This is a genomic window from Pseudomonas sp. UW4, from assembly GCF_000316175.1.
In the GTDB taxonomy this organism is placed as follows: Bacteria; Pseudomonadota; Gammaproteobacteria; order Pseudomonadales; family Pseudomonadaceae; genus Aquipseudomonas; species Aquipseudomonas laurylsulfatiphila.
In genome coordinates this window covers 2,857,351-2,870,317 of the sequence record NC_019670.1, presented here as the reverse complement: position 1 = coordinate 2,870,317, position 12,967 = coordinate 2,857,351, and the positions used below count along the sequence as shown (strand labels likewise).

Sequence of the window (12,967 nt, the reverse complement as noted above, 5' to 3'; positions counted from 1 at the left end):
TGCGTTAATTAGACATTATTTGCCAATACCCCGAATCAATCCCCCGCCAGCTCCCGCAGGTTCGCCAGCGTCCGGGCATCCAGTTCAATGCCATTGGCCAGCGACCTGGCGCGCTGAAGATGACGCCGGTCACCCGGCAAACGCTTCAGGCCGACACCGTGCATTTGCCGCACCAGTTCCTGGCTGCGTTCGGCAAAACTTTGCCCCGCTGCCTTGTCCGGATCAATCACGATCAGCAATTGGCCCGTCCAGGGCGTCTTGGCGCCTGGGTGGTTGTTCCAGTCGAACTCGAAGGAAAAATTGCCGCCGGTCAGTGCCGCCGCGAGCAACTCGACCATCATCGACAACGCCGAGCCCTTGTGTCCGCCAAAAGGCAGTAACGCGCCGCCCTCAAGAATTGCTTTCGGGTCGGTAGTCGGCTGGCCGAGGCTGTCCACACCCATCCCTTGCGGCAAGCGTTCACCCTGGCGTGCGGCAATTTGCACGTCGCCATGGGCAATGGCACTGGTGGCGAGGTCAAAGACAATCGGTTCGCCGCCAGCCCGTGGCGCGGCGAAGGCAATCGGATTGGTACCGAACAGTGGTCGGTCGGCACCGTGGGGCACCACGCAGGTCATGCTGTTGACCACGCTCAACGCTACCAGCCCTTCATACGCGAAGGGTTCGACATCTGGCCACAAGGCCGCGAAATGGTGCGAATTACGGATCGCCAGCACTGCAATGCCGGCACTTCGGGCTTTCTGCACCAGTAATTCGCGTGCCGCCGCCAGGGCCGGTTGCGCAAAACCGTTATTGGCGTCGACCCGCACAAACCCCGAAGCCACATCTTCGACCACCGGAACGGCCTGGCCATTGACCCAGCCGCTTTGCAGCGTCGAAACATAACCCGGGATCCGGAACACCCCGTGACTGTGGGCGCCATCGCGCTCGGCGCCGGCGCAGTTTTGCGCCAGTACACGGGCAACCTCGGCCGAGGTGCCATGACGCAGAAAAATCTTTTCCAGCAAAGCGCTCAGCGCTTCGAGTGACAGGTGTGACGAGACGGCAGTAGAGGCGTGATCGTGTGGCGCAGACATCTGAAGCTCCAGAATGATTATTGGAGGGAACAACAGCGTACAAAGACCCGCCGATTAACAACGCGCGGCGAGTGACCTGTCAACCTTTCGCTCAGGGGCGACGAGGTAAATCCGTTTCACCAATGCCCACGCCCCGTGCGTTATCTATTTACCACCTGCATCCGCGCACCCGCTTTTAGTCTCGATGCTCAACCCACAGGCGCCCTTGAGTGGCACCTTGAGCGAGACTCGACGATGTCTACACCCGTAACTCCGCTGTTTTTCCCCGAAGCACTGTCGTTGCCCGGCCTCTGGCGAGAGCTGGGCCAAACCCACGGGCTGACGCAAAAGGATTTCCAATGGTTCAGCCATATCGAACTGGCCAGCCAGGCCCTGCGCGATGAGCAGACGCCGCCCATGCTGGCGAAAAAAATCCTTTTGAAGATCCCTGGCCAGGAACCCGTGGCACTGGCCGGCAGTTTTTTGCTGACCGCGACGCCGGACGACAACGGCGTGATTCTCTACACCCCCTACGCCGGTATACAGAAATTCACCAGTCGTTCGGCCCTGACCGAACATCTGACGGCACGCCTCAAAACAGCCGACGAAGACGATGAACTGCTGGCCTTCATGGCGCTGGCACAACGCAAGGCCGTGGTGGCTGCCGACGATATCGGGCTGGAGTTTCAAACCATTGAAGGAGACGTGTTCGAGGACCAGCGCAACACCCTCTCCCGCCATCAGCAGCTCAACGACCAGGCCCTGCTCGATGAACTCAAGGCACTACCGTCCCTGACGTCGCTGCTCGATGCATTGCTGGCTGCACAACTGACCGCGTCTTTTCCCGACGTGGATCAGAGCCAGACCCGGGTGAACTTCTATCTGGCAGCGACTGACGGGAACGAGGATGCAAGCCGTCCGTCGCGACCTTGGGTCAATTCCCTGTCGCTGAGTGACGCCGTGCTCCTGCACTATCGCCATCAGCGTTGGCCCTCCGGGCAGACCCATGAATTTTCCCACCCGAAAAAGTCCCTGCTAAACACAGACCAGGGGCACTGGGAGACGGCGGTCACGACTGTCTCGCGCAAACTGGTCAGCCTGCTGATCGGGCAGCTCGAACAATACTGGGACGCGGCGAGCGCCAATGGCGCCTCGCGTCGCGCACTCTTCGGCCGGGCCATCGCCGATCAGGCGCGCGTGCAGCTGCTGCTCAAGCGCGAAGCCGGGATCATCACCCCGAAGCAAAGCCAGGACCTGCACGCGTTGATCTCGACAGCCAGCCGGACGAACACATCAATGACGGTCGAAACCGTGCGCCTGTGGGAGTACCCGGCCAATTACGTCGAGCTGGCCGGTTCACTGATGGTCAGCGCCAGTCATGCGTTTCTCTACACGCCCACCGAAGGTTTGCAGGTGCTCAAGGACTATCAGGACTTGCGCGATACCGTGCGCAGCAAGTTCGGCGCGGCCGGTCACGAGGACGAACTCTATGGCCTGCTGAGCCTGGACGAACGCCAGCGATTCATTGGTTTTGACCGGCCGAATGTGACCGGGGAAGCGATTTCCGGCGCGATCTTCAGCAAGCTCTTCGACGCCATCGTCACCAAGCAACTGCAAAACACGGAATACAGTCTGCAGGTGTTCCGCCACAGTGACGGCGCCGTGGACATCCAGGCCCTGTTCGACAAGGCGCTGGATATCCGTTCGATGATCAACGAGCGGCTGCTGAAGCTGGAGACTGACGGACGCTGGAGCACGCGGCCGGTGTTGTCCGGCGACCAGCATCCGTCCATGGTGCTGGCCGATACGGCGGCAGCGTTCGTCAAGAGCTTCAGTGACATCGAAACGCTGATCAACGCCGACTTCGCCGCACAACCGATCGCTTCACTGGCGTTGCAGCGGGTCTACCTGGAAAACTTGCAGCCGCGCCTGGCCCATGCACTTTCTGTCGGCATCCGCGGCGAGGCAAGCCTGCGCACCCTCAGCGCGACATTGACGGATGCGGACCGGGCCATCGTCGATACAGTGTTCAACCCGGATCAGGCCGAAAGACATAACCGTCGCTCGTTGAAGGGCTTCCGACCCGATGCCTATTCACTGACCCTTGAGTGCTCCGGTGTGCGGGATGTCCTGCCGCTGGCCCATTGCCTGCTCCTGACCGAGCGCGGCGGACTCGATCCCTCGCATTCCGGCCGAACGATTCTGTGGACGCCCGCCGAGGGGCTGGAGGTATTTGACAACATCAGCCGTGCCAGGCAAGAACTGAACCGGCGCCTGCTCGACCCGCAACAACGCATGGCGCTACTGGAAAACCTCACCCCGAGCCAACGCCAATTCCACCAAAGCTACTCACTGGGTGCGCTGCGGCTGATTGAAGGATCAGTACTGGAGCAAGTCGCACGATCATCCATCGATCACTTTCTGGCTCGCTGCGAACACGCGCGCAGCCTGGAACTGAGCGACACGAAGCAGAAAAAGGCGCTGAAAGCGCTGACCACCGCCGGGATCAACACCCATTTGCGCAGAGCCACCTCGATCGCCCGGGCGATCACCCTGCAACAGTCACTGCCCACATGGCTTGGCATGGCCCCGCTTGAAGATCAGCGGCTGCACGTTGAACTGCTGGAGCAATACCGCAACAGCGTCGAGGAGGACAAAGACTACCTGCACGGGATCACTCCCCTCAGGTCGTATGTGCATGAACGGCTGACGACGTTGCTCGGCAATCGCTTCCCGGCCATTACGCTGGACCCCGACGATATTCAAATCATCCCCGACCTCAACCTGACCGGTCCCGCCCGCAGCCTTACCGAGTTCGCCCTGAACCATGTCAATGCCGCGCAAGGTTCCGGATTCCAGGTTTCCTCGACAACTCCTCAGGCGCTGCCCGAGGGGCTGGACCAGGCCGCGGTCCGTCAACTGCTGCAGTCATTGAACATTGTGCAAAGCTACGCAGCACAGGTAACGCAGACATTGTCCAGTGCAACGGCCGACGCCGAGAGCCGGATGCAGCGCTTCGTCAAGCAACTGCCCTGGCAACTGCTGCAACACGCCCACGAGCTGAAGCTGTTGCAAAGGCTATCCGGCTGCGCGTTCGATTTGCTTCGACAGGTGCTCGACATGCCGGACGCCACGGCCCGGGCAACCGTACAGGGAGCACACGCGATTGCCCGGCCACTGGAGCTGATCAAGACCACCGGCGCCGCCGCGGTCAAAGCGTTGGGCCTGTACCTGGTGAGCCCCGGCAACGCAAAGGCCGGGCCGCAGGTCCTCTATGCCCCTTACCACCCTGGCGGCTCGCCTTTTATCGAATTCGACACTGAGGCCAGCCTTGTCTCGGCGCTGAACACGCCGGGGCCCTTGCAGGACATGTTGCTACGGCGCCTGCCGGACAGCGAGCAGTCCGCCTTCCGCAACCTGTTCAGCTCGACCGTTGGGCAATTGAGTGAGATCACCCTCGGGTCCAGCCCCATCGACGGCAACTTGCTCACCCACCTGTTCCACGACAACACCCGACTGCTGTCGCAGATGCTGAGCACCCAGTCACACGCCGCAAGCCAAACGGACTGGGAGGCCGTCAAACAACTGTTTGGCGCCGGCATTCACCGCATCCTCGGCCTGTTGCCGGGCAAACTCGCTTATGCGCAGTTTCTCTGGGGCGCCTACAAGGATGCCCTCAACTCCGCAGAAGCCCTGCAGGATCATCACTGGAAAGTTGCGCTGGAGGAGTTCATCGCCGGTGCGGCGCAACTCATCTCATTGGGCAGGCTGTCGCTCGAAGGATGGACCGACACAGCCCAAGCAACCCAGGAAAGCCTTGGCACACCCGTCGCCACACCGGTCAGCGCGCCAAAGTGGTCCGAGATCGATTCGACGGCACCACTGCGCACACGGCTGCAACCGTTCGAAACCACGGTCGAACTCAAGAACCTGACGAAAAACAGCGCTGACGGCACCTACCTCGATGCGGCGAGCAAAAAAACCTATGCCCCCATCGCCGGCAAGGTGTACGGCGTAGACAAGACCGGGCCGGCCTGGCGAATGATCAGGGACAAGGAACAGGGCCCGGTACTGCTGACCGCGCCAGACAAGCGACTGGTGATCGACCCGGACATCCATACGGTGCACTTCGGCAAGGCCATGTCAAAAATGCACAACCAGTTGGCCCATGCCCATGTCGCCAGCGAGGTGCTGAATATCGAGGCCCGGGGGATGGAAGACATTCGCGCCAGGCATCCCGAAAAAGCCCGAATGATCGTGCAGGCCATCGACATGGCGCGCTATTACGCGTTCAACAGCCTGCACAACATGACGCAACTGCGCAGATTCGTCCCCGGTACCCGGCTGGACACCTTCCTCAAAGATTTCTTTGGTGTCGGCCAGGTCAACGCAGCGCTGCTCGACAAGATCAAGGACGCCATCCTCCCCATCTGCAATGCGTTGGTCGACCCCGATGAAGACTGGATGAACTCCCATCGTTTTATCGTGGGCTCAAATCGGGACCCGCAGGACAACTGCATCGCGTTTGTCCTGGACAAGGATCTACAGCGCCACGTGCATTTCACCGAAAGGTTCTTCGATCAACAGCTCGACTGGTACAAATCCTGTCTGACTGAGCCCTTCAACGTCGACGGCCACAGCCAGGCCGCCACGCTGATACACGAATTCGCTCACCTGTTTTCCGCGGCCGTGGACATTGCATCCCTTGAAGCCCGGCGCCCTTTCAGCGACCTGGTAGCGCCGATCACGGCCTACGGTGAAGCCATGAAAGAGTCCCAACTGAAATTCCAGCGAGAAGCCTTGTCGCTGAACACGCCGAAGGAGGAACTGTTTGCGCGTTGGAACAGCGGCCTGCAATCGTGGATCAGCCTGGATTCGATCCCGGCGGCCTATCACGTCGGCAAGGCCATTCTCAGGTTAACGGGCAGCACGACCATGGAAAGGGCACGGGAAGCATTCCTGGACGGGCAAAATGCGAACTTCAGGACTGACGTCATTTTGCACAATGCCGATTCGCTCGCGTTCCTGATCTGCGAAATGGGCCGGCAACTGGACCCGGTGTCGGTCACATCGGCCTCCGGAAACTGATCCGCCAATCACAGGGCGCAGATCCCCGGATCTGCGCAGCACATCGGCCGCGATGGCACTGTGATGATTTTTTTGATCTTTTTTTCACGCGCCCTATGGATACTGCAAGTCGACAACAGGCTATCCAGAGGCGAAGCGTTGAAAAAAAGTTACACATTGATGGTTAAATGCCATGACTGATGTTCTCGCAGACTGCCCCCAAGGTTAGAATGCACGAAATCAGGATGAGCCAATGACCGAACCCACGCTCTCGGAAGCCGAATACGACGCCATCACCGATGCCGCTGCGCATTGGTGCATGCGTCTGCACGCCAATGACTGCACAACGCAGGAGCGCCAGGCGTTCGAACAATGGCGTAATGCGCATCCGCTCCATGCCTTCGAGTACGAAGCGATGCTGGAAATATGGGATGTGGCCGGCGACCTGCCCCGCCCCGCCCCCGTCCTGCCGCTGGTTCGCCCCCAGCCCGAAGCCCCGTGGCGACGCCTGGCCATTGCCGCGGCAGTTTGTGCCCTGGCGCTGCCTTTGGCCGGATATGGCGGCTGGCACCTGGGCTGGGTACCGAACGCGTACCAGCACTTCCAAGCCACCGACAATGTTCGTACGGTCACCTTGAAAGATGGCAGCCAGGTGGAGCTGAACCTGGGCAGCGAGCTCACGTACAGCAACTACAAGGATCAGCGGCAAGTCACGCTGAAAAAAGGCGAAGCGTTCTTCAAGGTCAGCCATGACACCCGCCACCCTTTTGTGGTCAAGGCCGCCGAAGGCCGGATTCGCGTGACCGGCACTCAATTCAACGTCTGGATGTATGAAGACCAGGTCAAGGTCAATCTGATCCAGGGTTCGGTACTGGTCAGCAGCAACACCGACCTGCCCGGCGACGGTTTGCGCCTCGACCCGGCGATGCAGGCCAGTTATCGTCGCGGCGACTTCACTCCCCGCATCAGCCAGACCTATGACAATGACAATTCGCTGGCCTGGCGCCAGGGCAAGCTGGTGCTCGACGATCTGGCACTGAGCGATGCGCTGCCATTGATCAATCGCTACCTGGACAAACCGCTGATGGTCGCCGACAACAGCACCGGCTCGATCCATATCGGCGGCATCTACAACATCAAGGATATCAACGGCCTGGTGAAGTCCCTGCCGCGGGTCCTGCCGGTCTACCTGACCCGCAATGACAACGGCAATCTGGTGGTCAACGCGATCCCGCAAAAACCCCCGAAAAACTGAAAAGGCCGCCACCCTTGCGGGGTGCGGCCTACAGTGTTCCCGTAAAACTCCATTACCTCAATGCGCGACGACCTTGGCATCCTGCTGGCGGATCGTCTGTACCTGATACTGCGGATCGGACGTGATCTGTTGCTCGGTGAAGGGCAGCACGCTCCATTGCTTCTGCGAAAAGGCCTGCGTCTGATCCCGTGAAAATTTCGAAGCGGGGTCACTCGACAACGAAAACGCCAGCAGCCCCTTGGCTTGCGGTCCTTTTTCGTCAAAGGTCACCACTTGCAGGTAACTCGTACCACTGACCACCTCGCGCTTGCCATCGCTGCGCGGCACGCTCTGGATAGCGTTGTAGACCCCCAACGTACCCGGCCCGCCATGGATCGGCGTCTGTTGCCCGCCGCTGCTGACCACCTGGATGTCGCCCCAGCGAGTGTCCGGCTTGAGGCCTGACGCCTTGACCTGCTCAGCCGAAGCCAGCATCGCTGTGCGTAGCGCCTTGGCCACTGGCGGGTGATCGACGGCGAGTCCACTCGGGGTGTGTTGCGGGTCCTGCGGATCGAACGCCACGCGCCATACGTCCGGCACCGACTCCAATGCCTCCATGACATTCTGGAAGTGCACCAAGCCCAGACCGCTGCCCAGGTTGGCCTTGCGGTCCCAGGCCTTGAGGCTGGCACACAGTGGCGCGAGGGTTTTGGCATCGGCAGCGAGATCCGCCGCGCAGAATTGCAGCAGGTCCGGCATCACTTGAGCCGCCTGATAGACCTGATCATCCATGACCATGTGCTGCAAGTCCCCCACCGCGACCTTGCCGGCCCCGGCCAGCGTACTCAAACGGTCCAGGGCAAAGCGTGAACGCAGGCCCAAAGGCTGGCCATCCTGGCTGATCAGCGGCGAATAGCCGGTCAGCGGTTGCGCCGGATTTGCCATCCATGCCGAATCGTTGGAATGCTGGACAAAATCCTTGCGCAGCAGCTGCGGCAACTTATCCGCTGCATAGATGCCCTGTTGTGGCGCCTGCGGGTCGATGTCCCAGGCACAGGCACTGTTGGAGCCGTCAAGAATGATCATCTGCAGGCCGATCCGCGGATCGCTGCATTGTGCCAGCTTGTCGACGCTGACGTTGGGCACCACCGAGAGGTTCATGTACAGCGTCTGCCCCTGATCGTCCGCCGCCAGCGTGTTGACCCACGGAATGCCCTGAATCTTGTGCACCGAGTCCTGGAAATCCTTGAGGTTTTCGGCACGGTTCATCGCATACCACTGCTGCAGGACGCGATCGTTATCCAGGTTGGCGTCGCGCAGGCTGAAGGCGTACTGATGATCCCAATCCAGTTTTCCCGGCCATTGCACCACCGGACCGAACTTCGAGCTGTAGACCACACGGGAAATCGCCTTGACCTGCCCGTCCGCCTGCCTGACGTTGACGGTCACAGTCTGCTGGTCCATCGGCAAGGACTGGCCGTCGAGCAGGTAACGGGTCGAATCCTTGGGATCGAGTTGCAGGCGGTACAGCGTGAAATGCCTGGACGAATCCACGGTGTGGGTCCAGGCCAGATGTTGATTGAAACCGATGTTGATCAGCGGCAGGCCGGGCAACGCCGCGCCCATCACGTCCAGTTTGCCGGGAATGGTCAGGTGCATCTGATAAAAACGCATGCCACCCACCCACGGGAAGTGCGGATTGGCCAACAACATGCCGCGTCCGTTAAAGGAACGTTCGCTGCCGATCGCGACCGCGTTGCTGCCGCGGTCCAGGGCAAACCTTTGCATGCGCGTGGCGGCCACCTGGAACGCTGCCTGGGCGCTCACCCCCCGGGCCACGCCTTGGGGTGGCGTGGCCCCGGCCAGGGCTTCGGCGAACTGGCCGACGCCACCTTCGACCAACAGGCGCCGGGTCAGCTTGACCAGATCCGACGGGGTGATGTCCCGCACCCAATCGCCCTGGCACTGTTGCGGCAGACCCTGGGCACGACGTTCGCTGAGGGAACGGTTGAACCCCGCTACATAACCTTCAACCAACTCACGCACCGGCGGAGTCTGGGCCTGCCAGAAACCGGCGACGGCTTGCGGAGTGTTGAGCCAGGTGAAGAACAGATCGCTGACCAGGTTCTCACGCGCCTCGACGGTGAACTGATCCGGTCCGAAATAGCGCGAACGCTCGCCGTTCACCGTAGTGATCTCGTTCGCCAGCAGGCACAGGTTGTCCTGGGCGTAGGCATAGCCGATGCCGTAGCCCAGCCCGCGCTCGTTGTCGGCGCGGATGTGCGGCACGCCGAAACTGGTTCGGCGGATATCCGCGCTCGTTTGCGCAAGCGTATCGCTTGCGCTCGCCGCAAGGCTCAGCCCCAGGCTCAACCCCAGAGTCACACCCGCCAGGCTCAACCTGGTTAACTGGCTGGAAATAATCACGCTCGCTCCTGATCGAAAAAACGATGGCCGCCGTTGCGCGCAACCACGCGCGCAGTGCCTCCCTGTAGGGACGAAGCTCACATCATTAATTTAGGGTTTTGCCGCGCATTGGCGTGCGAACTGACAGGCTGATCACACGACGTCGACAAAATTTCTACATTCGAGCCTTCATGATTTGGGCAGCTCATACGTCTAAACTTGTAAGAGCGCCCCATTTTTCCTGATCAGGCTCTGAAAAGGAGTTTTGCAATGTACAACTCGCAACTGCCAACGGACGGTAGCAACGCGCCAAAGGGTACTTCCATGGGAGTCGGCGTATTCGAGCCGCGTACCGATCGCCACGGCAACGAGCGGATCCGGATCCTGCTCAAAAGCTATGGCCTGCGCACCAGCCTGATCCGCCTTAAAGTCATCGATGCCCTGCTGACGGCCGCCGAAAGCGACCGCAGTCTTGGCGTGCGAGGGGTGCACAGCCAATTGCTGGACCTGGACATTCCCCTGTCCTTTCTCAGCGTGCGCGAAGTGCTAAAGCGCTTGTGCAGTGAAGGCGTGATTGTCCTCAACCCCGACAAAAGCTACAGCCTGCATCCACAGGCTGCCGCCATCCTGCGCAACCAGTGAGCGAATGATCAGGTCTTGACCTTGCGGCGCATCACGCCATTGATGACGACCACAATCACCGCCACGCCAATGGCGATGTACTGGAACATTTTTTCGCTGATGACGCCGGTGTTCTGCAACCAGGAAAGGCCAAACATGATCCCCAGCACCACCAGGGAGATCAGAATCGAGTATTTCAAACGTTGCGACTGAGTCATTGCGGGTTCCTGAATCTGAAAATGTATCCGGTTTGTATCAAGACGCTTGCCAGGCACTTACCCTGTTCCCAGGATAAGCGGCCACAAGCGGGGTCACATGTTACAGCCGATGAAGAGTTTTAGCTTCATTGCGGCAATAACCATGAGGACTTTCAAATGTTGCGTCGAATCACAAAGTCATTGCCAGGCTGGGCACAGAGTTCCACCAGCCAGTCGACAAACACACGCACCCGCCGGGATAACTGGCGGTGCGGCGGATAAAGCGCCGTCAATGGCATGCCCGGCGGCGGCACGTCCCGCAGCACTTCACACAAACGCCCTTCCTGCAGTTGCCGGGCCACGTGATAGTACGGCGTCTGCACCAATCCATAACCGGCCTCGCACGCCGCCAGATAACCATCGGCACTGTTGACCGCCACCTGCTTGGGCAGGTCGACCAACTGCACCTGGCCATCGACGACAAACTCCAGCCCATAGCGCTTTGCGTTGCTGCTGGAGAAGTACTCGACCACCTGATGCCCGTGCAGATCATCCAGGGCTTGTGGCGTTCCGTGCCGCTGCAGGTAGTCAGGGCTGGCACAGGTCACCTGGTCCATCATCACCAGCGGCCGCGCCACCAGCGAATCGTCCAGCGTCGAACCGCCGCGCAACACACAATCCACCCCTTCGCGAATCAGGTCGACCGGCCGGTCATTCAAGCCGATTTCCAGTTCGATCAACGGAAAGCGGGCCGTGAACTGCGGCAGCGCCGGAATCACCACCAGGCGCCCCACGCCCGCCGGCATGTCCACGCGCAACAGCCCCTTGGGATTGTGGCGTGCGGCACTGAACACCGCTTCGGTCTCTTCGAGATCCGCCAGCAAGCGTACGCAACGCGGGTAATAGGCCGCACCGTCGAGCGTCAGGCTGATCTGCCGTGTAGTGCGTTGCAGCAGTTGCACCCCCAGATGCGCCTCCAGTTGCTTGATCAAGATAGTCACCGACGCCCGGGGCAGTTGCAGGCTGTCGGCGGCCTTGGCAAAGCCACCCAGTTCGACGATTCGGGTAAAGACACGCATGGCGTTGAAACGGTCCATTGCTGGTTCCACCGACAGATTGTTTGGATTTTACGAATAGTGATAACCGTTTTAGCCGGTTTATCTTGTTTCTGTCGAGGCGAACAATGGCCGCTCACTTCACAGGGAGCTGATTTCATGCACACACGTCAATTGGGAAAGAACGGTCCGCAGGTGTCGGCCATCGGCCTTGGCTGCATGGGCATGACCGACTTCTACACCACCGGCACCGATACCCGCGAAGCCACGGCTACCCTGCATCGCGCGCTGGAACTGGGTGTCAACCTGCTCGATACCGCCGATATGTACGGCCCGTACACCAATGAAGAGCTGATCGGCAAGGCCATTGCCGGCAAGCGCGACCAGGTGTTCCTGGCCAGCAAGTTCGGTATCGTCCGCGATCCGGCAAACCCCGGTGCCCGGGGCGTCAACGGTCGGCCGGAATACATTCGCCAGTCCATCGACGACAGCTTGAAACGCCTGGGCGTGGACACCCTCGACCTGTATTACCAGCACCGTATCGACCCACAGGTGGCCATCGAAGAAACCGTCGGCGCCATGGCCGAACTGGTCAGTGCCGGCAAAGTCCGATACCTGGGATTGAGCGAGGCCTCGGTGGCGACCCTGGAACGGGCGCACAAGGTTCATCCGATCAGTGCGCTGCAGAGTGAATACTCGTTGTGGAGCCGTGATCAGGAAGAAAACGGTTGCCTGACGGCCTGCCAGCGCCTGGGCGTTGCCTTTGTGCCTTACAGCCCGCTGGGCCGAGGGTTTCTGACCGGCGCATTGAAAAGCCCGGATGATTTCGCGGCTGACGATTATCGCCGTTTCAGCCCGCGTTTCCAGGGCGAAAATTTCGCCAGGAACCTGCTGCTGGTGCAGCAGGTTCAGGCGCTCGCGGCAGACAAAGGCGTGACCGCGGGCCAACTGGCGCTGGCGTGGGTGCTGGCCCAGGGTGACTACCTGATTCCGATTCCGGGCACCAAGCAACGCAAATACCTGGAAGAAAACGTGGCCGCTCTGCAGGTGAGGCTGAACGCTGAAGAACTGCTGGCGCTGGAGTCGGTCTTTGCGGCGAATGCCACCGCTGGCCTGCGTTATCCGGAGGAAGTCATGAAACTGCTCGACCGCTGAGATAACGAAATATCTGTAGGAGCGAGCCTGCTCGCGAAAAACCTGAGAGCGCCGCGGGGTGTCAGGCTCCCCGCATCATCGTTGACCTCCATCGCGAGCAAGCTCGCTCCTACAGGTATGCGTGAAGAACCTTTTTTGACCCGAGGATCACGTAAACACGCGCCTGCGCCATTTCAA

8 protein-coding genes are annotated in these 12,967 nt (G+C 60.3%); 4 read left to right on the top strand and 4 right to left on the bottom strand.

Features of this window, described 5'->3' with window-relative positions; all coding sequences use genetic code 11:
- Positions 1–35: 35 nt before the first annotated feature.
- Positions 36–1,076, bottom strand: coding sequence for an Ldh family oxidoreductase (locus tag PPUTUW4_RS12505; RefSeq protein WP_015094972.1), 1,041 nt, complete (start codon positions 1,074–1,076; stop codon positions 36–38).
- 234 nt (positions 1,077–1,310) lie between these two features.
- Between PPUTUW4_RS12505 and PPUTUW4_RS12500 the strand changes: the two genes are divergently transcribed.
- Positions 1,311–6,143 carry a DUF6543 domain-containing protein gene (locus tag PPUTUW4_RS12500; protein WP_015094971.1) on the top strand — a complete coding sequence of 1,611 codons (4,833 nt, stop codon included), beginning with the start codon at positions 1,311–1,313 and terminating at the stop codon, positions 6,141–6,143.
- Between the two features lie 232 nt (positions 6,144–6,375).
- The gene (locus PPUTUW4_RS12495; protein ID WP_015094970.1) at positions 6,376–7,377 is read left to right on the top strand and encodes a FecR family protein; all 1,002 of its coding nucleotides are present in this window, start codon (positions 6,376–6,378) and stop codon (positions 7,375–7,377) included.
- A gap of 57 nt (positions 7,378–7,434) precedes the next feature.
- On the opposite strand, the gene PPUTUW4_RS12490 is transcribed toward PPUTUW4_RS12495, so the two are convergent.
- Entirely contained in the window at positions 7,435–9,783 is a 2,349-nt protein-coding gene (locus tag PPUTUW4_RS12490; protein ID WP_015094969.1) for an acylase, read from the bottom strand.
- A gap of 249 nt (positions 9,784–10,032) precedes the next feature.
- Between PPUTUW4_RS12490 and PPUTUW4_RS12485 the strand changes: the two genes are divergently transcribed.
- Positions 10,033–10,404, top strand: coding sequence for a hypothetical protein (locus tag PPUTUW4_RS12485; protein WP_015094968.1), 372 nt, complete (start codon positions 10,033–10,035; stop codon positions 10,402–10,404).
- 8 nt (positions 10,405–10,412) lie between these two features.
- Here the strand turns inward: PPUTUW4_RS12485 and PPUTUW4_RS12480 are convergent, their stop codons facing one another.
- Both PPUTUW4_RS12480 and PPUTUW4_RS12475 read right to left on the bottom strand, forming a co-directional pair.
- Positions 10,413–10,601 (bottom strand): hypothetical protein, encoded by a 189-nt coding sequence (locus PPUTUW4_RS12480; protein WP_015094967.1) that lies wholly within the window; start codon positions 10,599–10,601, stop codon positions 10,413–10,415.
- A gap of 152 nt (positions 10,602–10,753) precedes the next feature.
- Positions 10,754–11,677: a LysR family transcriptional regulator gene (locus PPUTUW4_RS12475; RefSeq protein ID WP_015094966.1), complete on the bottom strand. Its 924-nt coding sequence runs from the start codon at positions 11,675–11,677 to the stop codon at positions 10,754–10,756.
- A gap of 117 nt (positions 11,678–11,794) precedes the next feature.
- On the opposite strand from PPUTUW4_RS12475, the gene PPUTUW4_RS12470 reads away from it, so the two are divergent.
- Positions 11,795–12,790, top strand: coding sequence for an aldo/keto reductase (locus tag PPUTUW4_RS12470; protein ID WP_015094965.1), 996 nt, complete (start codon positions 11,795–11,797; stop codon positions 12,788–12,790).
- Positions 12,791–12,967: the final 177 nt, after the last annotated feature.

What these genes read in the sequence shown, in the direction of transcription:
- PPUTUW4_RS12475 (WP_015094966.1), bottom strand. Translation starts at nt 11,677, where the DNA reads ATGGACCGTTTCAACGCCATGCGTGTCTTTACCCGAATCGTCGAACTG.
- PPUTUW4_RS12470 (WP_015094965.1), top strand. Translation starts at nt 11,795, where the DNA reads ATGCACACACGTCAATTGGGAAAGAACGGTCCGCAGGTGTCGGCCATC.
- PPUTUW4_RS12500 (WP_015094971.1), top strand. Translation starts at nt 1,311, where the DNA reads ATGTCTACACCCGTAACTCCGCTGTTTTTCCCCGAAGCACTGTCGTTG.
- PPUTUW4_RS12480 (WP_015094967.1), bottom strand. Translation starts at nt 10,601, where the DNA reads ATGACTCAGTCGCAACGTTTGAAATACTCGATTCTGATCTCCCTGGTG.
- PPUTUW4_RS12485 (WP_015094968.1), top strand. Translation starts at nt 10,033, where the DNA reads ATGTACAACTCGCAACTGCCAACGGACGGTAGCAACGCGCCAAAGGGT.
- PPUTUW4_RS12505 (WP_015094972.1), bottom strand. Translation starts at nt 1,076, where the DNA reads ATGTCTGCGCCACACGATCACGCCTCTACTGCCGTCTCGTCACACCTG.
- PPUTUW4_RS12495 (WP_015094970.1), top strand. Translation starts at nt 6,376, where the DNA reads ATGACCGAACCCACGCTCTCGGAAGCCGAATACGACGCCATCACCGAT.